A 25,358-nucleotide genomic window follows, 5' to 3' on the forward strand; every position below is an offset into this window, starting at 1 on the left:
CACCCAAAAATGCGGAAAAATGCTTATGTATCAAGGGTTTCGCGATTTTAGCGGGTGGTCTTCTTTCTTAATCTATATAAAATACAGAGTCCATGGAATTCAGGAGGAGATGAAATGATTGAGGATAACAAAAAACGTGCGTATTCAATTTAGCTTTGGTGAAGATGATGAAGATACAGAAGATACATACGATATTGATCTTCAAATTTCATGGGAAGCATCAAACCCAACAGAAACAGAGATTAAAACGTCGTTGGATGAAGTAGTACGAAAATGGATCAGAGAAAATGTGAGTTATACATGGGAAGAGGTTGAAGTTGAGGAGGATGATCCTTAAAACTCAGGGCATGCGCGTGCGCACCATGGACCTCTGTCAATAGATTGGACAGCCAGAATCGAGAAAATTACGCAATTTGACCGTACATTTGTTCGTATTGAAAAGGTGTAAGATACCCGATAGCGGAATGTACGCGTTTCCGGTTGTAGAAAAACTCGATGTATTCAAAAATCCGACTTTGGGCTTCCTTGCGGGTTCTGAACTTCTCCAGATAGACGAGTTCCTTTTTGAGCACGCTGTGGAACGATTCGATGCAGGCATTGTCATAGCAGTTGCCCTTGCGGCTCATGCTGCATTTCATCCCGTATTTCAAGAGCCGTTTTTGGTACTCATGAGATGCGTATTGGCTGCCGCGATCGGAATGATGCAGGACTTCGCCTTTCGGCCGTTGACGGTTGTAAGCCTGATCCAGAGCTTGCAGGACCAATTCCTTGGTCATTCGCTCATCGGCGTGCCAGCCTACGATTTTGCGCGTGTACAAGTCCATCACGCTCGCGACATAGAGCCATCCCTCGTCTGTCGGAACGTAAGTGATGTCCGCCATCCAGACTTGATTGGGAGCTTGTGCCCTGAACTGCTGGTTCAGCACATTGTCATGCACTGGCAGATTGTGGTTCGAGTTCGTCGTCGCCTTGTATTTCTTGACGGTGCGCGACTTAAGCCCCAGTTCCTTCATGATGCGGGCGACCGTTTTTTCGGATACCCGAACACCTTGCTGGCGCAAGACTTGAGCGATCTTCGGGCTGCCGTACAGGCGACGCGAGTCCACAAAGATACGGCTAATCTGTTGTTCCAGTTCTCGGCGACGTTTCTTTTGCTCGCTTTCCTGGCGCCTGGTCCATTGATAATAACCACTCCGGGATACGTTCAAAACCTTGCACATCTCCGATACCGGATACTTGGAGCGGTGTTTGTGGATAAACGCAAAGATCAGTTCCGGTCTTTTGCGAAGATGTGCATCGCCTTTTTTAAAATTTCGTTCTCCATCTCGAGTTGGCGGATTCGTTTCTGCATTTCGAGAAGGGTTTTTTCCTCGATTTTCAGGTTGCCGCTGCCGCGAAACGCATTGACCGGATCCTGTTTGAATTCGTTGATCCAGCGGTACAGAGTATTGTCGGATACGCCCAATTCTCGGGCGACCTGCGCCACCGGCTTCCACTGTTCCTGAATCATTTTTACGGTTTGGATTTTAAACTTTTTGTCATATTTCTGACTCATCTTCGGACTCCTCGATTTTGCTAGGTTTATTGTCGCATTTTGGATTCTCGGTGTCCACTATTTAGTCTAGCATCACCATGAACAGTCTTTGAAGCACCGGCTGTGGTGGGTGTCACTTTGGCGAATGGGCTGAGGGGCACTGGAGGGAGGAACAGGGAGCGCTAAGCAGGCATGATGGCGTCAGGCAGACATGGAGCAATCCCATCCCTAGCCCTGTCAGCCCCATATCTCAAAGCCTGTTATTGCACTAAAGACACAAATAGCGAAAGGAAGTGAGATAAATGACAACGCATGAACTAAAAATCCATCCGAAATATTTTAGCGCTGTGGTAACTGGAATAAAAACATTCGAGGTACGCAAAAAAGATCAGGATTATAAAGTTGGAGATGTCCTTTTACTCAAGGAGTTTGATCCTGTTACCAACAAGTACACCGGAGGTTACGTTGGTCGGGAAGTGACTTACATTTTCGACGAGCAACCATTTGTACCAGAAGGGTATGTAATTATGGCGATTGAGCCGGCTTAATGCACATTCCGAAATTTAATGCAACGCAATAGATAGCCTTTGACTGCTTATCAGGTCAGAGGCTTTTTGTATTTTATAGAGAGTGAGACAACTCTTAAAAAGTAAAAACGGAGGAATTCGATATGTCTGAAAATGTATTTAAAGTATCTTCAAAATCTTCGGTAAACGCACTAGCTGGTGCTGTGGCTGGCTTTATCCGCGATGGAAAGGTGAAGCTGGAGTTACAAGCCGTTGGTGCAGCAGCTGTCAACCAGGCGCTTAAAGCTGTAGCTGTAGCTAGGGGGTATGTATCATCCCAAGGTATCAACTTGACTTGTATACCTGCTTTTGTGGATGTCGTGATCGAGGGGGAACAGAGAACAGCTATGAAACTGATTGTCGAGTCTGAGAGCCATTGATCAATGACAAACTTTCTGGAAAGTGGAAAGGGGCGGGAAGGATGTACTTTGCTAACGAACAACACAAAATTAATTTTCAACGTATTGCAGCGAAATTTCCTGACGTAAAAAAGGCAAGAGATTATTACGCTGCTTGTTACATCGGAGCATATCCTGAGATTTACAAATGCTTTGTTTTAGAGAAGCAAGTACATGGTCCGTTTGACTGGTATTTTGATTATTTAAGTGATCCGGGTGACTTTGCCGAGCGCAGAGATCGCGGAGAAACAACTGGTGATACTGCCCCGCTTACCGGACAAACCAGAAGCTTGTTGGAGCTTGGTTTGAATCTTTGGAATGGCCGCGATTTTGACTTGTCCGTGGGTTTACGTTCTTGGGATCAGGCGTTATACCTTGTAGCACTACAGGCCATTGATTTGCGCCGCTCTTCTCCAATATTGTCATTAACTCAATAATTAGCTTGGAGGAATCGTTCATATGAGCACATTAACAAAGCCTGAACGAATTCGTAGTAGAGAAAACATCCAGAACATCCGTGAAGAATCTGGACATAGTTGTGAGTACATCGACCTTGCTACTGGAGAACGTTGTAGTCATCCAGCAGAAGGTGAACCTCATCATATTCGTACTCGTGGGGCTGGCGGGGATGATCGAAGGGAAAATCTAATTCATTTGTGTGGTTGGCATCATAGACTGTTTCATGATGGCAATTTGGACAGAAATGAATTAATAGCTGTCGTTGCCAAGCGTGAAGGGCTAACACCAGAGGAAGTGGCGGATATTTTGAAACTGAGCTATCAGTCTCCTCCAGCCCAGCCAGCCCCTCAGCCCAAGGTTGAGGAACTGCTGCAAGCGTATATCCAGATTGATGAACAAGAGCAAGAAACAAGGTTCGTTAAAGGGCAGTTGCTGGACGCAATGTTGGCTGCCGGAGCCAAGCAAAAATTCCTGTCATCTCAGATTGGAATCAGCCCGGCGCAAATTCGGGAGCTGGTGCATGTGTACCGTACATTCCCGACACCAGAATCTCGTATCCCTTCGCTCAGTTGGTATCACCACCGAGTAGCCAGTCATTCAAACCAACCTGCTGTGCTATTGGCCAAAGCTAATGATGAATCTCTGAGTACGAGGGATTTAAGAAAGGTCATTTTGGAGCAGGAGGGGGATGGTGAGATTGTTAAACAAGAGGAAGATCAGGAACAGAAGAAGGCTCAGCGGTTATTGGCATCTGTACAAAAGATGCTGGCTACCGGAGGCGAGGCCGCCAAGTGGCTTGAAAATGAATTAAAGCAGTTGCTTAAGGAGGAGCAAAATTGATTTTAGAAAATGTGCTAAATATGCTTGATCGTGATCATGCCAGACGAGTCAGCAAATTTTCAATGTCACTAGCACGCCAATTGGGTTTATGTGAGGATGAGATTCACCTCATCGGTCAGGGAGCTTTATATCACGACATTGGAAAAATAGCTATTCCTACGTCTTTGCTGGAATCGAAAGAAAAGTTTAATGAAGATGAATATAGGTTGATGCAACGGCATGTAGAGTACGGATTATCCATTCTATCTGTACATACAGGCGAAGAGATTGAAGCGGCGAGGGAGATTATTGCCTCACATCATGAACGTTGGGACGGTCGTGGCTATCCTCATGGTCTAATGGGTGAAGAGATCCCACTGTATGGTCGTATCGTTGCTGTATGTGATGTGTTTGATGCTTTATGTTCTGATAGGCCATACAAGGCAGCTTGGCCTGTAGGAAAAGCGTTGGACTATATTAAAGACCAAAGTGGAGAGTCGTTTGATCCAAGAGTGGTTGAAGCATTCTTGCAGATGATGGCAGAGGGGGTAGCGGTATGAATGGGGCTTCTCATCTAGTTGGCGGAGTGACCGCCGCAATGGTGCTTGGCATCCACTCTCCAGCCCAGCTTGCTGTTGTAGCAGTATCATCCTTATTGCCTGATATAGACCGTTCCAACAGTTTGCTGGGGCGCTGGATTCCATTTCTACCGTTCATGCTGGAGCAAGCGCTGGGTAAACGCACTTTGACGCATAGCCTTCTCTTTGGATTAGGCATTTGGCTATTACTAGGCTTTCATTCAAGCTGGCAGTGGCCTTTTTTGATTGGTTATGTTTCGCATCTGCTGTTGGATGTCATTACAGGTAGAGTTGCTTTACTGTGGCCGATTCCATGGAAATTCGGTATACCACTCTTTGGTATACCTCCGGTATTTGTGGAGACAGCAGCAATGGCAGCTTGGGGAGCATGGATGGTACTTGGAGGATACAGTTATTTCTATATCACATAATCGAACGACTTTGAGGCTCCTGCATATTGCGGGAGCCTTTTTGCTTTTATCGAGAACATATGAAAGGAGGAAACCAAGATGTTTGCAGGTTGGATTAGCAAAAAGTACGGCATTGCGTGGTCGGTAAGTGAGTTCCGGAAAGACAAACGAGTAGGAGTATGCAAATAGGGAGGTCATTCACTTGAAAAGGTTAAAGCAGATTTTAGTTGTTATGATGGCAGGTTTGTTGTTTATGTTCAGTGCTGTCCCTCTTCAGAATTCTGTACATGCACAGAGCATCAAGGAGAGAATTCAAGGCAGCCAAGGCAGCGAAGTATCTAATTTGGAGAAAAAGGTAGATGAATCAACCACTGCGGGGGTTGATATGGCACGGCGCATTTTTGTGACACTCACAATTATCTTTGGGCTGTGGCTTGCTATCAGCTATTTCCGGGCAGGTTTTTCCCCGGACACTTTAAGAGAGACGAAAGGGAAAATTGTGTTTTTCCTTGCTTTCTTAGTTTTGTCGTTTTGGACAGAAGATATCTTGGGCGCGGTCTTCAAATTATTTGGTATAGACCTATCCAAACTGTGAGGAATTGGCTATGTGGGGACAATATCATCCGATACCGTACAAAAGCGCGATCAAAGAAAAGTTCATTACAATCTTTGGCATTGGCCTTAGTCTCAGTCAAGCGGCATGGTGGACAGTTGGAGGGTATTTGTCTGTTCAAATGTCCAAGGTGGTTCCGCGCATTGGGACAGACTGGTTCTATTCAAGGCTCCACTATTCTATACCGTTCTTATTCTGCATGTATCTTTGCTATTTCAAACATACCGGGACTAACCTCCCGGTATGGAAGTATTACTATCTGATGCTTCGGCTGAGATTGCGGAGAAGGAGATATTTGTACAAGAAAGGAGGAGCATGATATGGTCCTGATGCTCATTTTAGCTTTAGCGGCAGCGGTGTTCTATTTTATGAACTATCAAAAAAAAGAGAAACCACTTACCGTTCAGGAACTAATCGGAGCGAAAAATTCCAAAATCACATGGGATGGGCTTGCTCAAAACGGCAATAAATATCGCTTAGTAGTTGAAGTCGAACCTATTAATCTGGATAATGCCTCAATTGAGGAAAACAAAGCAGTTTGGCTTAACTTTCTTGGCCTCATTAACACGATCTCATTACCGGTTACATTCATCACGCAATCCCAACTGTTTGAGATGAAGGATTATACGGATGCCTACGGACAATCAGTTCAAGAGCTTCCTGATGAATATCCTGACCTGAAGAAATCGGGAGAATTGGTAAGACAATATTTGATAGAGAGTTTGGATCAAGGCACGATCAGAAATTATCACGGATATATTATTTTTGAATACGACCCTTTGAAGGCAGAGACAGGTGTGGCAGGGGCAGGGAGAATGAATGCGATTTTGGACAAAGCCGCTCCTAAGAAAAATAACTTATCAGAAGAAGAGCAATCTGATCTGGCATTGCAAGTATTAGAAGAGGTAGAGAACATCTTATATGGCTTCTGTGAACAAGTAGGAATGCGATATCAGCGTCTGGATAAGGCGGGAGTATGGAACTATACTTATCAAACCTTACAGCGTGAGCTGGCTCCACAAGCGCGGATGATTGATGCAATACGATCAGATTCATTCAAAAGATTAAAGCACTCTTTAACACAGGAAGAGTTGCAAAATGCGTAAAGGAACCTGGTCAGATGCAGTAAAAAGGGTCAGGAAGAATGAAATTGATCAAGTTTCAAGTAGGCCCGGAGTTTGTCCTTGTGGGAGTGTAAGATTTTCACTGAGCTATTTAGGCGGTCAGCTTGTGCGTACATGTAAAGTTTGTGGAGATAAATTAGCGGTGTAAGAAGGTGGAATGGAAGTGTTCAATTTTTTAAAAAGGAATAAAAAAGGTGAGGGGATGGGAAATGAAACCCAGGCTCATCTTGATACCGGGAAAGCTAGTGGAGCTGACTTCGCTGCCCCTTCATTTATTCGAGAAACAATTCCGAAAGATATAAGCGCTAACCAAATTAAGCTTGATGACTATGCGGTAGAAGTCGGTGGAACAATTACACCAACTCGATATTTCCGTAGTTTTTATGCTGAGATTTCTTCGGGCAATACCTGGGCAGGGATGCTGGATTCCTTAATTCGAGCAGATCATGGTAATGGGGATGTGGACTTAGCGATCCATGTTCAGCCGTCATCAAATGATCGAGAACTGGATGAGATCGGCAGACGGATAGCAGGATTGTTATCAGATTTGGCTGATGAAAAAGATGTTCGTAAGATTGATGCCATGAGAGACGAAATTGCAGACTTGAAAGAACGACAAAAACGCATTCGATTGAATGTTGAACGAAGTTTTCGAGTGTCTATTCAGGTCATCGTCAGCGCCCCTGAATGGAAAGAACTCATGAAACTGTGTCGCTCACTTGTTCAGCGCTTTGCTGGGAAGTCGATCTATCTCCGATCAGCCGATGGTCAACAACTTGCGGCGTTGCAATCCGTATTACCTACTGCCGAAACTACGGCAGTTCAAAAAGAGCACATTCTATCATTGGAAAGCTCTAACGTGGCCGATCTTTTTCCATGGGGTGGAGGTAGCTTAAATCATCGTAGTGGTGTTGTAATTGGTAAAGATAGGATGGGCCGCCCGGTGTGGCTGGACAACTGGCATCCAGAACTAGCGAATTATAATATGTGCATCATTGGACGTTCAGGTGCCGGGAAAACGTTTGTGACCATGTTAGTTACACATCGTTCCTCACATCTAAGAAGGCAAATTGGAATTATTGATTGGAAGGGAGAGTACGGCGACTTTCTTCGTGCTTTGGGCTGCCCATTTATTGAACTCCACGAGCATTCTAAGCATCGTATCAATCCATATGATGTTGACATTACAGAACTTGCAGACGGAACAAGATTTGTTGATATCGAAGAAGCGGCGAATTCTGTGCAGGCACTAGTCTTTAAAATGATTTCTGTTTATGACCGAAGTGTATTAACCGGCGAAGTGAAAGTATTTATTGGTCGAGCTATAAGACAGCAGTATGCGGAGTACGAGATAACTACAGATCCTGAGAGCTTATATACGACAGATCAAACAATGCAAGGTCAAGGCATTTTCAGGACTGGTAAGGTAAGAAAAGCAATGCCTGAATTGATTGGGTTATGGGAGAAAATGAATGCCCATAAAAGTGAAGCAATTCGAAAAGCAAGTGAGTTGCTACAGCCATTTACCAGAAAAGGTGAAATGAGTTCATATTCGATATTTGATGGTCCTTCTACAGTAGAGTTGAAGAATGCGCCAATCTTTGGTTTTGCTATCAACCGGCTTGATCCTGAGATCATGCGTCCAATTGGTTTATTTGTTACAGAACGTTGGATGATGGAACGCTGGGCGAAGAAACATCCAGAGGTCAAGAAACTCCTTATCATTGAGGAATGCCAGAATATCTTTCTTGACGAAGATTTTGGAGCTGTTTGGGCAGAGAGTGCATTTCGGGAGGGGCGTGCAACGAATACAGGAATCGTCCCTGTTACTCAGGGCTTGGAGGTATTTACTCGTTCTCAAGCTGGAATGGCTGCAATTAAAAACAGCCCAATCAAAATTATTGGTATTCAGGAAGCTTTGGATATTGATGCTGTTCGCGGGAAATTAGCATTAACCGAAGGTGAAGCAGACTTTCTCGTTTATCAAGCTCGTAAGGGAGATATGCTCGTCAAAGTGGACAACCAATCGGCTATAGTACATGTAGATGCAGCTCCATTCGAGCACATGTTGTTTACCACAGACCCCAATGATCCGTTATACGCCGAGCGTAAACGATATATCAAGGAAAGAACAAGGGCTGAAGGAACAGCATAGGAAGGGGGGAGCAACTTTGCGCCGTATCACGATAGTTACTTGTATGCTAATAATGCTGGTTCACAGCTTTGCCCTCGCTACGCCAGCTTTGGCAGCTAGTGAAAAAGGCATCATAGGTCAACAGGTCGAGCAGTATTATGAGGATGAGGATAATAAGCCTGGCTTGATGGAGCGAACCCTTTCTGATGTCCTCATTGGAGCGGCTAATTTTTTGATAAAAAAATTTAATATGAAAGATGTAACTTTGCTGGTATTCGGCAAAAATCCCGAAACATCCAATGATGGGTTCTTGCAGGGGGGTACGGAAGACCTTCGATCAAGTTTATACCTTGGAGTATTTTCCGAGGGAATGATGGATGCGATAGACGCGATCTATACTGCTTTGGAACGTTTTATACCGTATCCTATTTTTATTGCTCTTATACTGATGGCTTTTTTACTTCTCTGGCACGGATACACTGGAGAAGGCAGAACAAAGGCCAAAGATTATGCAACAGCCTTTGTTGTCGGACTAATATCTTTAAGATTTGGTGTGTATTTGTGGAAGTTCGTTGCTACGATTGTTAGCTGGTTTACGGATTTAATCTGGGCGGTTATGGTCGATTACGGACTTCAGCCAGGACTGTTCCTCAATACGATTTGGGGAACTGGCGAAGCTGGGTATGATGATATGGTTAGCTATCGGGGATTTATCGTTTCAATTTTAGTTCTGCTAGCCGCACTTATGACTGCAAAACTAAACTACGACTATACCATACGATCCATCAACCTGATGCTACTCATAATCACATTCGTTCCGTGTTGCATAATGACGCTGTTTCCTCGCTATCGCAACGCTTTGCAAACGTGGTGGGATCAGTTTGTTGCCAATATGATATTGCCCTTAGCCCATGCTCTAGCATTAGGGCTATTTTTTTTATTGCTTCATTTTAGTAGTGAAGGTATTTCTAATTGGGTGATTGTAGCGTATCTGTTTGGTTTTTCTTCCATACAAAATTTTGTTCAACGTCTATTAGGGGTTGAGCAGCCAGACTCTAGAGCGGGGAGAGCTTTAGGTTTCGGCACGATCCTTGCGATGAGTAAAATGTTTTCAGGAAAGAAATCAAACAGTGTTAATAATGGAAAGACGAGCGCGTCCAAAGACCAGTTGGTAGGAGAGAATAGCTCATCTGACGCGATCGGCGGTATGCCTGGTGATGCTACGTCTGCGGGGACAAGAGGAACCGTTTCTGGTACTTCGTCTTCTAGTGCAATGTCTGGTAAGCCGAATTTCAGAAATAAGGCGACAAATATAAGTAAAAAGGTCGCAGGTTTCGCATTAAATCAAGGAGCCAAAGGTGCTGGCGCTGTTTTAGGGACCTCTATCGGACTTATGGCTGGGGATCCCCTAAAAGGCGCTGTAATTGGCGGAGCGGCTGGAGGCCTTATCGGAAAAGGAACCCAAAAAATTGGCCAAGGCAGTATGTGGTTGGGTAAGAAAGCTTACTCTGGAGTACAGAAATTAAGTGGATTGAGGAACTCAGAAACAATTTCAAGCGAAGAGAGTGAGATCGGAGAAGATATGCCGATTTCTTACCCAGTTTCCTCAGTTCCGTATGAAGAAAAGCCAATACAGCGTTCTAATACAACAACGACTGAACAGCCCTTTAGACCAAGAGTGACTAATACAAAAGCGTCAAACGAAGGTGTAACTATGCACAGTAGTAGACTTGGCAGAATGGTAACTGGTCAGCCTACTACTAGAATGGAGACTGATCTGAGTGGTCAATCTGGAAAAATCAAAGATGAAAACACCATAAACAGGGGCGTTAAAAACAACGGCGAAAACTTTAAAAGCAACGTTGTTGTAAACGGGAGAAATGGGGGAGTCACGATTAAAAAAGAAATGATAGACGCCAATCAAATCAAAAATGAGGAAGGGGAGACTGTATATTCATCGAGAGAGGACAATACTCCTTCACAATCTGGTTTTTTTCAAAAATCGGATTCGTCTAAATCCCCCCCATCTGGAGGAAAGCATTATAACTACCACGTATAAGGTGAAAAAATGGATATTGAAAAAATATTAAAACAAGGTGGCAAGCTTCTTCTTGATAAAGCGGTCAAGGCAATACTCAAAGCAATTCTCCCCTACGCACTTGCTATTGGAGGAATTGTACTGCTGCTATTTTTGATCTATTTTATGATTTTCGAGCTGCCGAAGCAGTCAGTGATGGGGACGCTTGATACGGTTAAGGAGCGCACATCTGGTTTCTTCTATGGGACGAAAGAAGAAACGGATGAACAGTTGTTTGATGAGTATCAGAGCATTGCTGATCGCTGGCATGAAGAATTAACAGCGGAGCAGGAAGTACAGGTTCAAAGCTACGCCTTGAATTGGCAGTGGCTTGCTCAGGTGGATCGTTCATTGAACGATCCTTCTTTTTTTAACACATTTTTAGATGAAAACGTCAAAGAAGTTGTGCTGAAACCAGAGGAGACTTTTGAAGAAGTACGCCCCAAGTTCACCTGGAAAAATTCTGAGATTGTCACGGCGAAAGAGGTCTGTCTTCGAAATGAAGATGAGGAAGGTGAAGTTACGTACAAAAAGTCAACAGTGAGTGAGCGTCAGCCCGTTCTTCTTCTGAAAAAGGCAGAGACGATTCAAAATGATTATGTCTATACTTATGCTTCGGAAACAACAACTGAAACGTCACCGTCTCCATGCGGCGAGTTGACAACAACGGTAACCCAAGACAAATTACAACGGATTGAACCAATGTACAGCGAAGATTGGGAGCCATTAAGAGAAATCCTTATTGCTCATGGTGCAAAGAGAGTAGAAGATCAGGACTTTCTTTTAGAATACTGGCTTTCATATCTTTCTGATGGTGACGGCGAAGGAAATCCTCTAATTGGCTGGTCTCCAGTTATTGGGGGATTAGTTTGGCCAACAGAGGGAAGTAAGATCACATCAACTTTTGGTAGCCGAGTCCATCCAATCACAGGGCTGATAAAACTGCACGCGGGCGTTGATATTGGAGTACCGATTGGTACACCTGTTTATGCTGCGAAATCCGGTAAGGTGATCTTTGCTGACTTTTTGGGTAACGCAGGCAATGCGATTATGATTCAACATGATGGCGGTATGGAGACGAGGTATTATCATCTGAATAAGGTTAAGGTGGAATCAGGACAAACGGTAGAGGCAGGGGAAGAGATTGCAGAGTCGGGGAATACTGGCGGTTCAACGGGACCGCATTTGCACTTTGAAGTACGTGTAAATGGAGAGCCTGTGAATCCGCTGGTTTATTTCGGTTATGAAGAATCATCCGATATATTGACTTACCGCCCTTTGGATATTCCTGTATTACTTGAATGGTTAGGCAAACGAAATTCGATGTTGGCTACAAAAGAGATATTAACCATGATTGACGATGCGGCAAAAGCTCAAGGGGTTGATCCTTATTTGCTAATTGCTATCACTGGAGCAGAACAATCTTTTGTTCCAAAAAGCAATAAGTATGCTGATAAGATAGTGAAGAATCCATGGAATGTCTTTGGAAGCTGGAAAGAGGGGAAGGGAGCTGAATTAACAACCAAGGATGCCGCTATAATTGCAGCCAAGACGATAGTAAAGCTTTCGAAGGGGAAACCATCTACAGTTAGTCCTATCGCATGGTTGAGCGATCCTGAAAATCCAAACGGGGTATATGCAACAGGTTCAAATTGGGTTAAGAACGTAACTAGTATTTATGAACAATTATCCCAATTAGGGGATTGACGGGTGTACAAAGTCGAGATACAATAGTATTGTCCTTAGCGAAGCTATGGGCTTTTAATTGTAAAAATATACCAAAACAACAACCTCTATAATCAGGGGTTGTTTTTGTTTTGCTATAAAATGGAGGAGTACAGATGATTTTAAAAGTACGGGCGTTGTTAATGGCGATTATTTTACTGGTCAGCCATGTCCCCTTAAATACGGCTTTTGCTTTAAATGATGCATCTATTGAAGCATCTATAACTCAGGAGATCAAAGACAATTCTAAGGCATTTGATCCTGAAAAAGTGGGGAATCGCTTAAATGAAAAGGGAGAGGAACTTTTTTCTGCTGTTCGGTCAGGAAGTAACTTTTATATTTATCTCGCACTTGCCATTTTTCTAATCTTGCTTATCGGTGGTCTATTCTATAAGAAGTTGTTGTCACTTGCATTTTTGGTTTTATTCTTATCCATAATTGGTTATCTAATTATTAATTTCTGGCCGCAGATATTTGACGGGGTTATGTCTATTTTGAACTGGTTGTTTGATGATAAGGGAGGAGCGAACAGTGAAACTACACCTGGTGTTTGATTTGTCCATTCTAACGCCACTTGCTGAAGCTTTAGAAACACAAGGTTATTTTATTGCTGGTACGGATGTAACGCTTGAGCAGTTTGCCGTTGCTGCATCAGCAGGGCAGGTAGATGCGGAAATCGCAATTGTTGATGGAGGTCTAGGAGTAGTACATAGGCAGGATTGTGTGAACTTCTTGAAGGAAGTGCGTATGCGCGTACCAGATACAAGACTGATTGTTATCTTGCCAGAAGTAGATAGCGAGTGGCAAAGAAGTTTGGGGATGTACGGTATATATGATGTTTATGCCGCCGAACAATTCGGAATAGAGGATGTACAAAGATGGATTCAAACGAAAAAAACATTGGCTGATATTCCTGGCTTTAATCCTGAATTACCGGCGTCTCAAAAGAAAGTTGAGAGGAAAGTTGGATTTTCTTTAGAGAAGAATAAGGGGAAGGTTCAGACGCTGTTGTCCGACTGGACAAGGGGATTTAAACGGGCTGAAAAAATTACTGTACCGGTAAATGATGAAAGTAAAGAGAGAGAAGCCCGTGAGTTAACAGATCATGTAGAGAGTCCTGTTACTTTAAAAGAAAAACAGGAATATGTAGACATGGATAAGCAGAACAAAACCGATTCTCAACCGGAGAAACTGCCGATCTATCATGTATCCCAGCCCTACATCGTTGCAGTTGGGGGACTGGCACGTAGGAGTGGTAATACACACACAGCCCTCCAGATTGCCTATGAGACAGCGAGTAAGGGATTGAAAACGGCTTTTGTTGAATATAGAAATAAGCCCAGACCATCAGACATCGTGAGTTTTGCTACAGATTTTGACGGTTTAAAGTTCAAGCGCCACGGTATTGATTTCTTCCCTAATCGTTCGCCATTTGATGTAGCTGAAGTTTATACGCTCGGGTATGACTCAGTTATTCTTGACCTTGGCGTATTGGTGGATGAGAACGAAGGAAGATTAGAAATGAATTCGGCTGCGCAAGAATTTTTGCGTTGCCCATTTCAACTCATTACGCTCTCAGCTGCACCATGGGATTTACACTATATTGTCCAACACTTAAGCCAACTTTCTGTCCTGTTGAGGAAATCCTCTTTCATTATTAATTATGCCGATGAAGATATGATCAAGGAATTTAGAGAGATGTTCCCATCTATAACCTCTATTATGAATCTTCTAGAGGCTAATCCATTTACGGATGCAGGGGAACTTGCTTATTGGCTGGAGCAGCCCAAAACAAAAAGAAAACGATGGTTTGTACAATAAAGGAAGCCTCTACTCTATTTTTGAGTGGAGGCTTTTTTTATTTAAGAATGAGGGGAACATCTATTCCCCGATGAATTTTATTTGGAAAGGAGACACGGAATGCTTAGATGGAAGAAAGAAAAAGAACCACCGCGCTCACCGACAGGCGTTATGGTTGCGCTGTGGAACCCAGCGGGTACAGATTCTTCACTTCTTTTAGAGAAGCTGTTGAGTCAGGTGAAAAAACGGGAAGAAACGGCCGTGGTTGTTGAGTTTCCATGTTTGGGTTTGCCACGCGTTGCTTACCGCATGGGGGTGACGGAGCTCGAGCATGCACAGTCGGTAGATCAGTTGCTGATTGACTATGATAGGGGGATGTTACAGGGGATTCACCAGTATTTGCAGCATTTTGATGGGTTTGATGGATTACTGATTCAGCCCAAAAGCAAGCCTGACAGCCCTACGCTAATTAAGCTACAGCAAGAAAAGACGCTGAGTGAATTGCCCGCGTATTTGAAAGTCCATTTGTCTGGATATCACTACATCTTTACGGTCCTACAGGGGCAACTGATTCATCCAATGACCTTCTTCTCGCTAAGAGAAGCAGATCAAGTCGTGCTAAATATGAATGAGCCGGTTGAAATTATTCGTACTTATGCAGCCTACAAAACCCTAAGACAGGACTACGATATAGGGAATGTATGTCTGTTTAGTAGTGAATTTAAAAACGGTGATTTTAAGGAAGAACCTCTTCTGAGCCGTCCAGAACAATTATTTGCATTATGGGAGGGAGAAAAGGATGGCTATCGGATTGATCAATCCGGCAGAGTACGTACAGTACCGTCGGCCTGAAATTAAGGCGACCAATACCCGCAGTAAGACGGATGACGAAAACCTAAAGACTTTGCTGGAGCGGACGCAGCAATACCTTATCACAAACTACAATGATGAGTTTGTCCGGGCAATCATTGATGAGCAAGCACGGAACAGGGTCAAATACCATATCTCAGACTTTATCCGGGATCAGCGAGACTTGAAATTTAGCATGGATATTGGCGAAGTTATTGACTATATCCGTACTGAAATTACGGAGATGGGCGTGTTGCAGCCGGCACTGGATGATCCGGCAATTAGCAGTATTGAGATTAACGGTCCCGCGGAAGTGATCGTAGAGCGCAATGGGTTTCCTGTGCATATGACCGAAATCCGTTTTCGTGATAACGATCATATTTATCAGACCATTGATAAAATGCTTATGCCAATTGGTAAGACACTTACTGCAAATGAGCCTGTTATTGACGCGAATTATCGCGGGTTCCGTATCAATGTAATCATGGATGTGACTAGGGGAGGGGTCAGTACCCACAGCCCGATCATCTCCATTCGCAAATTTCCGCCGGATGTATTTTCGGATGAGGAATGTATTTCTTACGGCAACATTTCAAAGGAAATATCCGAATTTCTTAAGGATGTTCTTCCCTATGGGGTAAACTGCATCATCGCGGGGGGAACGAATAGCGGAAAAACCACGCAACTCATACGCTTTCCTCAGTACTACGATCCATTGACCCGATTTTTCTGTATTGAGGATTCCGAGGAAATGTTGCTCAAAGCTAAGCTTAGCTATCAGGATTATCCCAATATCGCTTCCGTAATTGTAAAGGAGCATGAGGATGATCGAAAAGCTTATCCCATTCCGAAACTTGTGAAAACGAGCCTTCGGCAGAATCCTGATGTTATTTTGATCGGTGAGGTACGGGATGAATTTGCTGCCACCCAAGCCCTTGTGGCTGCGAACACAGGACATATTGTCCACCTGACGATACATGCCAACGGGACGGAGGAGGCTGCTGTGCGGTTTTTACAACTTTCAGGAAATAATCCTATGACTGCATCACAGATCGTCATGTCCTTTGACTTGATTTTGTTTCAGAAATATGAAGCGAGTACTGGGAAAAGGGTGGTCTTTGAAATTGGTGAATTGATTGGTTTTGAAGGTGATAAGCCGGTTATTCAACCCATATTTCAATATGATCCAGTTCGTCGTCGATTTAATCAGAAGGGAAAGCTGACAAAGCTAAAACGAAAACTGATTGCCGAAGGCGCTCCTGAAGAAACAATATCTCGTTGGTGTGAGGAGGAGTGAGTAATGTCATTATGGGTCAGTTTCTTTTACTTTTTTGCTTTGTCTCTTGTAACATTGCTACTGGTCATTCCTAATGCCAATGCAGGTAAGGGATTCACACTCTCCAAGTTTCTTGGTTATGAGCAAGTGCGTAAGGAAGCGGAGATGGTTGGGTGGTCACTCACCTTTCGGGAGTTCGCTTTCCTGGTTATGTTTTCCGTTGGTTTGATCGGCTTGATTGCCTTGTTCACAGGAAACTACTTTTTTATTGCCTTGGGAGCCGTATTGTCTTTTACATTGCCAAGAACGATTGTCCTGAAAGTGAAACGAAAAATCAGACAAAACGTCCTGTTCGATCTTCCTTCAAACTTGCGTCTTTTTATCAGCAAGCTAACTGATTTTCCGAACGTCCAGAAAGCATTAGAAAATGCAGTGCTTGATATGGACGGTGTGACTAAGCCGATCTTCGAAAAAGCATCAAATCAATTACGCGTGGGGCTTCCGATTGATCGAGTTTTTGAAGAGATGTTAAGTGAACTGAAGATCAGAAAGATGGAAGACTTCTTGGATAAGCTCAGAATGGCTCAGATGGAAGGATTTCATCCTCAGTCATTGGATAGTTTGAAGGAAACCGTGGATGAGATTGGAGAGGATATCACTCAGATTCAGGAACTGGACATTGAAGCTAAAAGCAAACGAAAACAGCTCTTTACTGTCATCGGTATGGCGTGGATGATGCCAGTCATGATGTCCTTTATGAACAATGGCAATGCAAATGTCTTTTTAAATACTTTGCATGGTCAGATTTATATAGTTTCCTTTGCAGCCGCAACGCTGTTTTCTATAGGAAAAGGCGACGATTACCTGTCGCTTAATCTCGACAAAATTTAAAAGGGGGGATGTCCATTGATTGTATCTAATATCTTACTGTTTCTGTCTGTCATGATTAGTACCGGTCTGGCACTAAAAATTCTCTTGCCCAGCTTCGATATGGAAAAGCGCTATGCGAATCAGGCAGCCTTACTCCAGAAAAATCACAGAGAGTTACGGCAACTGAAAATGGACCCAATCACGGTTATGTTTGCAGAAAGGCTCATGCCGAAGTTACTCAATCTTCGGCTGCCAATTTTTAATGGGAAGCTTCGTCGGATGTACAATCTGCTTGGAAAAGAAAACACCTTTGAGGAAGAGCTTGCTGACAAAGCGGTTAAATCGCTTGCCGGGAGCCTTCCTTTTTTAGTGCTTCCTTTTCTGCTCGATCTTCCAGTTCTGTTTTTAGCCATACCGTTGGCAGTAGCTGTGTTCTTTTTTGCGCAACTTGGTGAAATAACCAAGGCCTATAAGCGCAGGCAGGAAGAGATTACAAGGGATTTGCCGCAGCTCATAAGCAAAATGATGATCGCTCTCGAAACAGGCAAGTCATTCTTGACGACAATTCAGAGGCTGGAGGAAACGAGTGGTCCCCGGATGAAGAAAATGCTGGCACGGCTCAATGCCAACATCCGCATTATGAAACTCACCGATGCCGTAGATTTGTTTGCGGCTGAAACCGATGTACCCGTCATGCGGGACTTTGCTGCTGCGGTAAAGATTGGGGTCAATAGCGGTTATGGAGAAGCCAAGAAGTACTTCGACAGCATTAAGGGAGATCTCCGGAAACTCCGGCTTGCTGCACTAAAGGAAGTCACCCGTAGCCAGCCAGAGAAGATTAAGATGCTATATATTCTGGTGGCTCTTCACGCTTTTGCAGCCGTCATTATTGCTTTTATTGATATTTTTTCACAAATTCAAAACTTATAAAATTCAGGAGGTAATTGGAATGAAAAGATTTTTGAACAAAGTGGTAACTTGGAAAAATGGTGTGGCTGAGAAGTTGGTAGTTCGTACTGAAACAGTTGTACTCAGACTGGCAAGACCTTTACAAAATCAACAGGGGGCTTCAATCGTAGAAATTTTGGGTTATGCCCTGTTAGCTGTACTTGCTATTGTGGTTGTATGGGGCTTGATCAAAGGCTGGCTCCCTACTTTCTGGCAATCCATCACAGGTAAACTTGACAACCTTTCTTAATGATTAATACCAAAAAAGCCACGGGAGGAGAGAGAAGTTCGGTGCTTAAAACATGGCTAGCTCCGCTCAGGAATAACCGTGGAGCTGTAGGTTCCATTCCACTCATGTTTTTCACGCTGGTCGCAGCCATTTTTCTCTATCTTGGTATCGACCTGTACGGTTACATCGTACAGCAGCAGAAATTGACTGTTGCTACAAATGAGTTGCTTGAAGTTATCAAGGCCGAGAATGGTTACGATAGTGCGAATCGCGAGCAGTTCAATAGGCTTATTCAAAAGACTGGTATTGATCCGGCTAGAGTAACTCTCACGGCTACTCCGAAACTTGTGGAAAGAGGAAATACCGTTGAGGTTGAGGCTAGTATGGAATATGAATGCATCGGCCTAAAACCGCTGGGAAAGACGGTAAAGCTCCCGATACGCGTAAAGCAAGATGGTTTAGCTCGTACATTCTTCCGATGACAGGGAAGTGATCTAATATGTTCCGAAATCTGGCGCTGATATTATTCGGCGCCTTTGCTTTGTTTTTTCTCACTGATTTTCTGGTAGTCTACAACGCCCATATCAAAATTGAGAAGGCTGTGGAACAAGCGCTTGATGGAGCGATTATTGCTGGTGTTCAGAAAGCAGAGAACCAGAGAGGACGCTTGGAATTAAGTGAACCTATAGCGAAGGACACGGTTTACAGCATTGTTAAATCAAATTTGAAACTAAATACAGACCTCACTAATGATTACTTTTCTAATAGTAATTTGAAGACGACGGTTTCTTATTTGAATACAACTTCAAAAGCGCCAAGAATTGAAGCTCAGTTTGATACTCGTGTGAAGCTCGTTGCAGGTAAGATTTTCGGATTGGAATCTTACCCATTGACAGTTAAGCGCCATACGCCATATCTTGGAGAATTTAAGTAACAGGGAGTGAAATGTATTTTGAAAAAATTATGGAATAAGGCCACACGACGATTGCTCATCGTATTTGTCGCCTTAATTTTGGCTGGAGTAGCCGTTGCTATTCAGAGCAGCATCGTCAATAAGCAGGTGACAACGGAATTGGTTTATGTGGCAGCAGATAATTTAACTCCGTATAGTCTGGTGGAAGGTAAGCTCGTACAACGCAAGGTTGTGAAGAGTGAAGTTCCAGATGATGCTATCCGGGATTTGAAGGAGTTGGAAGGCGAATCTTGGGTAACAACTGAGGTTGGGATTCTTAAAGGAATACCAGTTTCCAAGTCGATGCTTATCCCGGCTAAGGAAAGCAAATTTGGAGAAAGTCTTGAATTAAAAGACGGAGCGATGTTTGTTGGTGTCAAGACGGACCAGGTTAAGAGTGCCGGGGACATGATTAAGCCGGGAACCATTGTTGATGCTTATGTGTACATCAAGGGGCAAGACCGACAGCCATCCGAGTTGGTTACTCCTGCTGATGATCCTTTGCTTAAAGGTCTACTCATTAAAGATAGACAGAACCAGAACGGTTATGAACCTCAGAGGGAAGGATCGGGGAATCAGAATCCGATCCCAGCCATTGCCGTCGTAGAGACTACTAATCCAGATGTGGCAGCAGCACTGATTAAGTATCAACAAGAAGGAGAGGTTTACTTCACACCGACTGGTGTGAACGTAGATGTGATTTCCCTAGAAAAAGAAGTGAATGCTGCCCAAAGCCCTGATGAAGTTTACTCATCCCCATCTGGTACGGAGTCCCCTGATCAGTGATTAGGGGACTTATTCTATAACAGGAGGTTAGATAATGTTTAGAAAGTCACTTATATTCTTGATATCCGTAGCATTGTTTACATCTACACTGCTTGGACAAGGCCCACGTGCATTTGCTGATGAAAAAGTTCAGATCAGCATTAAGGCTGATCCTAAGATTGATATTGCACTGGCAGCAGGAAGCACGAATTTAGAATTGTCTAATTTCGAGCAGGATTTAAAGGCTAAATTAGCTGCTAAAGGTGTGGATGCTAATCAGTTACAAGTACAAGCTTTAGAAATGAAGTCTATGACAGCAGAAGATACATTTGATTGGCAAATATATGACCATATTAATTATCCAGAACCGTATGGTAACTCACTTTATCGGCATATTATCGTGAGTAATAAGGATATAAGTTTCTATGGTTATACTGATAAAGCTCATAAAGATTTTATGTTCATGCCAGATTCCTCTGCGGAGAAAAAAACTTTCACGTTCGAGGTTTTAGAGCAAAAAATGGACTGGCATACACTTGAAGGGGCTGGATTCTTATTTAATGCAACCATTAACAATGGATATGTTTCAGGATATGTTATTTTATTCGGTCAAACGGAAATCAAATTATTTGAGCTAAATCAGGTAAATGTAGAACTGCTTCGAAATGGCACTTATAATTCATTAGCCAATGCAGGAAGGCTGGTTTCTACATTTCCAAGACTTGCGGTGACTTCACATCAAGTCAAAATTGAGGTAACTCCAACTAGTATTAATATGTGGGATAACAATCAAGTGTTAATAAATAACTACACTTTAACAAGCAAGTATGGGAATGGGTTTGGTCCATTTGCAAGCTACACAAGCCATGGTTGCTCTTCTGTATCTTCCTTTACGTTTAAAAATATAAAAATGGAAACGAAAAAGCCAAAGCAATACAGAGAAGTATTATTGCAACCAATCTGGAGGGAAGGGTCAGATCGCTTTATTGTCAATGTTGATAATCATGTGATTTCCGATTTAAACAGCACAACGGCTTCTGGAGAAATTTTAACACGTATGATTAATAACGCTGTTGATTACGTAGCTATAGGCTCTTCAACTAACCAAGAACAGGCCAATGCCTTTATTACACGTAACAATGGTAACGGAGTATTTATTAATGGGAGTAGCTATTCAACTGCGATCGATCAGTTAGCAAACTATATCTTCACTAAAATCAGATCGAATGGCAGTTCACAATACATGATCCTCGATGAGGATAATCATCTTGAGGTTAATCCATCTTCATTCATGAAAAATACCCAAACACCAGAATTTCCAAATGGCCGTTGGAAAATTGAGCATGATAGTACGTATTATGAGAACAGTACTGGTCAAGCTCAATGGAGCGGAAGATGGCAAAAGGATTTACCGCTGAAATTTGATAAACCAGGGCGCTATGAAATCTGGTTTGGCGAAGACCATCCTACACCACAATACCTCTATGTGCATCGTAGACCAGTAGCAGATTTTACATTAAAAGTTACTAAAGGGACTAGCAATTACACGATTACAGTTAACAATCAGTCCTATGATCTCGACATGGAGTCCACACCAACAAAGGGGATTGCACAAACGGAGTGGAAATGGCGCGAGACAACAGCCACCACATGGACAGATGGCATGATTCCTGGCAACCTTCCTTTGGGTAAGGACTATTTAGTGCAACTTAGAGTATTGGATTATCAAGGAGCATGGAGCCAACCAATGGTATGTTATGTTTCTACCGGTTCCACTGCATTGAAGCCTATTGCAGATTTTCGAGTTCCAGATCAAGTGACCAAGTATAAAACGCTTGAAATACAAGATCATTCGTATGACCCGGCTGGCAGAAACATTACACAAAGGGTTTGGAGTATTAAGAGAGAGGGTACTGAAATATACTCTGGTTCAACCATGATAAGTAACTTTTTAGCTTACGGTGCAGGGGAGTATACAATCTCATTAAAAGTTTTAAATGATGCCAATTTGTGGTCGGATGTATTTCAGCGTCATATTACAGTGACGGAGGATTTATCGGCACCTAAAATCTCATTTAGTCCTTCTGATGCAACTTGGACAAGCGATCCTGTATCTGTCACTATTCATTATTTTGATGATAGTGGATTGAGCAATAAATACTACAAAGTGACTCAATCTAACCAAACTCCGTCTTCATGGGATACGGCAAAAGATATTGAAAATATTACACTTACCAATGAAGGTCAGTGGTATATTCACGCTAAAGCACAGGATATTGCAGGGAAAGAGACCACGATCTCAGCGGGGCCATACCAACTTCAACTGTCCCCGGATATTCCTGTTTTAAAACTCAATTCTATTGGTGAGAACTGGTCCGAGATCGGATGGTCACTGCCAAACCACTCTTTAGGGGATGGATATCAGTATAAAGTTGAGAATATTACAACAGGACGCTCATGGTTAGTGAACCATCCAACGGATCATATCAGGGAAGAAGGATTGGCTGCTGGATCGATTTATCAATACCGCATAAAGGCGGTGAATCACGTAGGAGAAAGTGAATGGAGTGAACAGTTTGAAGTGCTCACTCTTCCGGCTCCTGTTGATGGTTTGAAGGTATCATTTGTGCCAAATAACAGTGGGACGGTCAATGTCTCGTTTGATGATGTTGAGTCTGCTGTAAGCTACCAACTCACTATCAAGGAGGGATCTGATATTGTTTATGAGGAGGAGCTTAACACCGCTGGAACACATCAAGTAACAGGACTAGAGGGAGGCAAGCAGTATACTGTAATTGTAACTGCTCATAATGCAAGTGGCGCTGGTCAAAGTAGTGTACTTGGCTTTTTATCTCTTCCAGCAGCTCCGGGCGAATTCCAATCCGTTCAGATCAGAGAAACAGAAGTGGAGTTGTCATGGACGGCATCGCCAACCGCAGCGCTGTATGAAGTGCTGCGTGATGCAGTAAGTCGATATAGCGGGTCTGATCTATCCTTTACTGACACCGGTCTGAAAAGCGGAACAGAGTATGATTACTCGATTTCAGCTAAGAATGAATCTGGGTTCGGTGATATCGCTTATCTTAATGGGGTTTTGACGCTTCCGGGCAAGACGAAGATTACTGTCGATGAGATTGGTAAAGATGTGGTCAACTTTTCAATTGATACGGTTCGTGGTGCTGAGAAATATGTGGTGCTGGTGAACGGAGTGAAGGAAAAGGAATTGGCTCCTGAAACAAAGCAATTTGAAATCGATTCTCTTAATTCAGGCACTGAATACACATTTGAAGTCTACGCTGAAAACCGGAGCGGTACTGGCGTAGCCAACAGAGTAACAGTCCGCACTTTGCCTGACAAACCGGGCGAATTATTGATTACAGACATTTCCGATACAACGGCGAAGCTTAGTTGGCAGCCAGTAATAGGAGCGGACAAATACAAAGTTACAGTAACGGATGACGTGTATTTTGAGACATCTGGAACTGACATTTCGCTCAGCGACTTACGGGCTGGGGGAAAATATCAGTTGAAAGTGCAGGCTGGAAATGCATCGGGATATGGTGAGGCTGCTGCTAAGACATTATTAACATTGCCAGCCAGCCCCGATGTGCGGATAGACAATGTTCAAGCCACTCAGTTTACCTTGGCTTGGAACGAGGTCATTAGCGCAACGAAGTATGTAGTTCACAACGAGCAGGGTGAGATTATTGGAGAAACAAAAGAAACCAGTTACACTATCAAAAATCTGAAGCCTGGCTCCACTCATACTGTTTACGTATCCGCCGTGAATGAGACTGGCGAAGGTAAAAAATCCAGCTTCACTCAACGCACTCTTCCGGGTGAATGGGGCATCGATCCGAATGATCCTCAATCCAGTCAACCAATCACTGTTGGAGACCGAGACGAGCATTCTGTAGTGATCGTTATCGATCCGGTTGAGGGAGCGGATCAGTACAAGATTGTTGACGACGCTGGTAACGTCGTAGGCATCATTACTGCCCCTGAGACAGCCAAGGAGATCGGAGGACTGGAGAGTGCCAAAGAATATGACAATTGGTCGATCATCCCGATTAACGACGTCGGAGAAGGTCAAGCAACTCCTGTTCCGCCGTTTGTGACACTGCCGTCGTCAAACTTTGAGGTGTCTGTTGGCAATCCGACTACATCTTCGCTGACAGTCACAGTAGATAGTCAGTTAACGGATGAAATCTTTGTCTATGCAGTGAATGGGAAGGAAGTACATCGTGGTAAAGAGAAGTCATACACCGCGAGCAATTTGTCATCGGATAAGGGCTATACGTTTACTGTCTGGACAGAGAACAGCGCTGGAGATAAAACCAAACCTAAATCAGCGACTGGTAAGACGCTGCCAATACCATCATCTGGTGGAAGCAGTTTGTTGCAACCGAAACCGCCTGTAGACGAGAAAGAAGCAACACATCCGAATACAGCTGAGTCTCAAACTCATACGGATCAGGCCGGGTTTGAGGACATTGAGCGCAGCTTTGCTAAGGAAGAAATTCTTGCGCTTTACGCCAAGGGTATCGTCAAAGGCGTGTCTGATTCCAAATTTGAACCGGACCGCCAAGTGACTCGCGTGGAATTTGCTTCATTGCTCGTACGGGCTTTGGAGTTACAAGAAGCCTCTGATGCAGCACTTACCTTTGAGGACATTCAACGTACAGCCTGGTATGCACCGGAGCTTTCAGCAGCCGTATTAAACGGTGTGGCCAAAGGAATTAGTGTGAAGGAGTTCCGACCACTAGATCCAATCACACGGGAGCAAGCGGCTAAGATGACCGCTAATGCGGTATATAAAGGCAATGTCCCTGTAGCTCAAGCCAACTATAAAGACAAAGACTCAATTGCTTGGTGGGCGAAACCGGAGGTGGCTGCTCTATCTACTGAGCGAGTTATCACCGGTTATCCAGATCAGACATTTAAGCCAAAGCGTGACATGACACGGGCTGAGTGTGCTGCTCTGATATATCGCGCGCTTAGACTATATCAATGAAACCCATTTATTTAGAAATAAAGTTCTAAACTTTTTTGAAATGGTAATAATATAATAGTAACCGTGGGTAAATTGTTTCAGGAAAAGAGGAGATTTAACGCTCTCCTCTTTTCCTTTTTTTGTAAAAATATACTTCTAGCCTCTATCATCCCTCTTTATTGCTACCTCTTCTTTACTTTTGTGCTTCATTAGAGCTAAATACTCCCAAGTCAGTAGAA

Annotated in this window: 25 protein-coding genes; 24 read left to right on the forward strand and 1 reads right to left on the reverse strand. The window is 43.4% G+C overall.

The window, feature by feature from the left end; translation table 11 throughout:
* Positions 1-118 precede the first annotated feature (118 nt).
* Complete coding sequence (locus tag BFJ94_RS24645; protein WP_090725962.1) at positions 119-337, forward strand: hypothetical protein; 219 nt, start codon at positions 119-121, stop codon at positions 335-337.
* A 67-nt stretch (positions 338-404) separates the two neighbouring features.
* On the opposite strand, the gene BFJ94_RS24650 is transcribed toward BFJ94_RS24645, so the two are convergent.
* A protein-coding gene (locus BFJ94_RS24650; protein ID WP_205571051.1) for an IS3 family transposase occupies positions 405-1,555 on the reverse strand; the annotation gives its coding sequence in 2 pieces (ribosomal slippage) (positions 405-1,300 and positions 1,300-1,555; 1,152 coding nt in all).
* A 281-nt stretch (positions 1,556-1,836) separates the two neighbouring features.
* On the opposite strand from BFJ94_RS24650, the gene BFJ94_RS24655 reads away from it, so the two are divergent.
* The 23 genes from BFJ94_RS24655 (at position 1,837) to BFJ94_RS24765 (ending at position 25,140) form a co-directional block, all read left to right on the forward strand.
* On the forward strand, positions 1,837-2,082 hold the full coding sequence (locus BFJ94_RS24655; protein WP_036714832.1) for a DUF3850 domain-containing protein: 246 nt from the start codon (positions 1,837-1,839) through the stop codon (positions 2,080-2,082).
* 122 nt (positions 2,083-2,204) lie between these two features.
* Entirely contained in the window at positions 2,205-2,480 is a 276-nt protein-coding gene (locus BFJ94_RS24660; protein WP_036714833.1) for a stage V sporulation protein S, read from the forward strand.
* Between the two features lie 41 nt (positions 2,481-2,521).
* Positions 2,522-2,935 (forward strand): DUF2538 family protein, encoded by a 414-nt coding sequence (locus BFJ94_RS24665; RefSeq protein ID WP_036714835.1) that lies wholly within the window; start codon positions 2,522-2,524, stop codon positions 2,933-2,935.
* A gap of 22 nt (positions 2,936-2,957) precedes the next feature.
* On the forward strand, positions 2,958-3,797 hold the full coding sequence (locus BFJ94_RS24670; RefSeq protein ID WP_090725959.1) for an HNH endonuclease: 840 nt from the start codon (positions 2,958-2,960) through the stop codon (positions 3,795-3,797).
* Positions 3,794-4,336, forward strand: a complete 543-nt coding sequence (locus BFJ94_RS24675; protein WP_009225538.1) for an HD-GYP domain-containing protein — start codon at positions 3,794-3,796, stop codon at positions 4,334-4,336. The genes BFJ94_RS24670 and BFJ94_RS24675 overlap by 4 nt, the downstream gene beginning before the upstream one ends.
* A complete protein-coding gene (locus tag BFJ94_RS24680; RefSeq protein ID WP_052147358.1) occupies positions 4,333-4,785 on the forward strand; it encodes a metal-dependent hydrolase in 453 nt (150 codons plus the stop codon). The genes BFJ94_RS24675 and BFJ94_RS24680 overlap by 4 nt, the downstream gene beginning before the upstream one ends.
* Before the next feature lie 181 nt (positions 4,786-4,966).
* Positions 4,967-5,359 (forward strand): hypothetical protein, encoded by a 393-nt coding sequence (locus BFJ94_RS24685; protein WP_036714838.1) that lies wholly within the window; start codon positions 4,967-4,969, stop codon positions 5,357-5,359.
* 338 nt (positions 5,360-5,697) lie between these two features.
* The gene (locus BFJ94_RS24695) at positions 5,698-6,483 is read left to right on the forward strand and encodes a hypothetical protein (RefSeq protein ID WP_120464971.1); all 786 of its coding nucleotides are present in this window, start codon (positions 5,698-5,700) and stop codon (positions 6,481-6,483) included.
* Positions 6,476-6,649 (forward strand): DUF8096 family protein, encoded by a 174-nt coding sequence (locus tag BFJ94_RS26375; protein WP_498043782.1) that lies wholly within the window; start codon positions 6,476-6,478, stop codon positions 6,647-6,649. The genes BFJ94_RS24695 and BFJ94_RS26375 overlap by 8 nt, the downstream gene beginning before the upstream one ends.
* Before the next feature lie 9 nt (positions 6,650-6,658).
* Positions 6,659-8,656 (forward strand): VirB4 family type IV secretion system protein, encoded by a 1,998-nt coding sequence (locus BFJ94_RS24700; protein WP_120464972.1) that lies wholly within the window; start codon positions 6,659-6,661, stop codon positions 8,654-8,656.
* A 16-nt stretch (positions 8,657-8,672) separates the two neighbouring features.
* On the forward strand, positions 8,673-10,694 hold the full coding sequence (locus BFJ94_RS24705; RefSeq protein WP_120464973.1) for a hypothetical protein: 2,022 nt from the start codon (positions 8,673-8,675) through the stop codon (positions 10,692-10,694).
* A gap of 9 nt (positions 10,695-10,703) precedes the next feature.
* The gene (locus BFJ94_RS24710) at positions 10,704-12,419 is read left to right on the forward strand and encodes a M23 family metallopeptidase (RefSeq protein ID WP_120464974.1); all 1,716 of its coding nucleotides are present in this window, start codon (positions 10,704-10,706) and stop codon (positions 12,417-12,419) included.
* A gap of 134 nt (positions 12,420-12,553) precedes the next feature.
* Positions 12,554-12,991: a hypothetical protein gene (locus BFJ94_RS24715; protein ID WP_036714847.1), complete on the forward strand. Its 438-nt coding sequence runs from the start codon at positions 12,554-12,556 to the stop codon at positions 12,989-12,991.
* Positions 12,969-14,258 (forward strand): hypothetical protein, encoded by a 1,290-nt coding sequence (locus BFJ94_RS24720; RefSeq protein ID WP_120464975.1) that lies wholly within the window; start codon positions 12,969-12,971, stop codon positions 14,256-14,258. Before BFJ94_RS24715 ends, BFJ94_RS24720 begins: the two co-directional genes overlap by 23 nt.
* 99 nt (positions 14,259-14,357) lie before the next feature.
* Positions 14,358-15,089: a hypothetical protein gene (locus tag BFJ94_RS24725; RefSeq protein WP_120464976.1), complete on the forward strand. Its 732-nt coding sequence runs from the start codon at positions 14,358-14,360 to the stop codon at positions 15,087-15,089.
* Positions 15,037-16,383, forward strand: a complete 1,347-nt coding sequence (locus BFJ94_RS24730) for an ATPase, T2SS/T4P/T4SS family (RefSeq protein ID WP_120464977.1) — start codon at positions 15,037-15,039, stop codon at positions 16,381-16,383. The genes BFJ94_RS24725 and BFJ94_RS24730 overlap by 53 nt, the downstream gene beginning before the upstream one ends.
* 3 nt (positions 16,384-16,386) lie before the next feature.
* Positions 16,387-17,253, forward strand: coding sequence for a type II secretion system F family protein (locus BFJ94_RS24735; protein WP_120464978.1), 867 nt, complete (start codon positions 16,387-16,389; stop codon positions 17,251-17,253).
* A 15-nt stretch (positions 17,254-17,268) separates the two neighbouring features.
* The gene (locus BFJ94_RS24740) at positions 17,269-18,162 is read left to right on the forward strand and encodes a type II secretion system F family protein (RefSeq protein WP_120464979.1); all 894 of its coding nucleotides are present in this window, start codon (positions 17,269-17,271) and stop codon (positions 18,160-18,162) included.
* Between the two features lie 19 nt (positions 18,163-18,181).
* Positions 18,182-18,430: a hypothetical protein gene (locus BFJ94_RS24745; protein ID WP_009225524.1), complete on the forward strand. Its 249-nt coding sequence runs from the start codon at positions 18,182-18,184 to the stop codon at positions 18,428-18,430.
* A gap of 41 nt (positions 18,431-18,471) precedes the next feature.
* Positions 18,472-18,891: a DUF4320 family protein gene (locus BFJ94_RS24750; RefSeq protein WP_068779934.1), complete on the forward strand. Its 420-nt coding sequence runs from the start codon at positions 18,472-18,474 to the stop codon at positions 18,889-18,891.
* A 17-nt stretch (positions 18,892-18,908) separates the two neighbouring features.
* A complete protein-coding gene (locus BFJ94_RS24755) occupies positions 18,909-19,343 on the forward strand; it encodes a hypothetical protein (protein ID WP_036714857.1) in 435 nt (144 codons plus the stop codon).
* A gap of 18 nt (positions 19,344-19,361) precedes the next feature.
* Positions 19,362-20,147 (forward strand): CpaB family protein, encoded by a 786-nt coding sequence (locus BFJ94_RS24760; RefSeq protein ID WP_120464981.1) that lies wholly within the window; start codon positions 19,362-19,364, stop codon positions 20,145-20,147.
* Positions 20,148-20,181: 34 nt separating this feature from the next.
* Positions 20,182-25,140, forward strand: coding sequence for a fibronectin type III domain-containing protein (locus tag BFJ94_RS24765; protein WP_120464982.1), 4,959 nt, complete (start codon positions 20,182-20,184; stop codon positions 25,138-25,140).
* The last annotated feature ends 218 nt before the right edge of the window (positions 25,141-25,358 follow it).

Origin of the sequence: Paenibacillus aceti, from assembly GCF_003614185.1 — a bacterium.
Taxonomy (GTDB): Bacteria; Bacillota; Bacilli; order Paenibacillales; family Paenibacillaceae; genus Fontibacillus; species Fontibacillus aceti.

Excerpts from the sequence above, each read along its gene's own strand:
- BFJ94_RS26375 (WP_498043782.1), top strand. The coding sequence starts at position 6,476 with ATGCGTAAAGGAACCTGGTCAGATGCAGTAAAAAGGGTCAGGAAGAAT.
- BFJ94_RS24660 (WP_036714833.1), top strand. The coding sequence starts at position 2,205 with ATGTCTGAAAATGTATTTAAAGTATCTTCAAAATCTTCGGTAAACGCA.
- BFJ94_RS24670 (WP_090725959.1), top strand. The coding sequence starts at position 2,958 with ATGAGCACATTAACAAAGCCTGAACGAATTCGTAGTAGAGAAAACATC.
- BFJ94_RS24655 (WP_036714832.1), top strand. The coding sequence starts at position 1,837 with ATGACAACGCATGAACTAAAAATCCATCCGAAATATTTTAGCGCTGTG.
- BFJ94_RS24745 (WP_009225524.1), top strand. The coding sequence starts at position 18,182 with ATGAAAAGATTTTTGAACAAAGTGGTAACTTGGAAAAATGGTGTGGCT.
- BFJ94_RS24695 (WP_120464971.1), top strand. The coding sequence starts at position 5,698 with ATGGTCCTGATGCTCATTTTAGCTTTAGCGGCAGCGGTGTTCTATTTT.
- BFJ94_RS24765 (WP_120464982.1), top strand. The coding sequence starts at position 20,182 with ATGTTTAGAAAGTCACTTATATTCTTGATATCCGTAGCATTGTTTACA.
- BFJ94_RS24715 (WP_036714847.1), top strand. The coding sequence starts at position 12,554 with ATGATTTTAAAAGTACGGGCGTTGTTAATGGCGATTATTTTACTGGTC.
- BFJ94_RS24680 (WP_052147358.1), top strand. The coding sequence starts at position 4,333 with ATGAATGGGGCTTCTCATCTAGTTGGCGGAGTGACCGCCGCAATGGTG.
- BFJ94_RS24665 (WP_036714835.1), top strand. The coding sequence starts at position 2,522 with ATGTACTTTGCTAACGAACAACACAAAATTAATTTTCAACGTATTGCA.
- BFJ94_RS24755 (WP_036714857.1), top strand. The coding sequence starts at position 18,909 with ATGTTCCGAAATCTGGCGCTGATATTATTCGGCGCCTTTGCTTTGTTT.
- BFJ94_RS24710 (WP_120464974.1), top strand. The coding sequence starts at position 10,704 with ATGGATATTGAAAAAATATTAAAACAAGGTGGCAAGCTTCTTCTTGAT.
- BFJ94_RS24735 (WP_120464978.1), top strand. The coding sequence starts at position 16,387 with ATGTCATTATGGGTCAGTTTCTTTTACTTTTTTGCTTTGTCTCTTGTA.
- BFJ94_RS24725 (WP_120464976.1), top strand. The coding sequence starts at position 14,358 with ATGCTTAGATGGAAGAAAGAAAAAGAACCACCGCGCTCACCGACAGGC.
- BFJ94_RS24730 (WP_120464977.1), top strand. The coding sequence starts at position 15,037 with ATGGCTATCGGATTGATCAATCCGGCAGAGTACGTACAGTACCGTCGG.
- BFJ94_RS24700 (WP_120464972.1), top strand. The coding sequence starts at position 6,659 with ATGGAAGTGTTCAATTTTTTAAAAAGGAATAAAAAAGGTGAGGGGATG.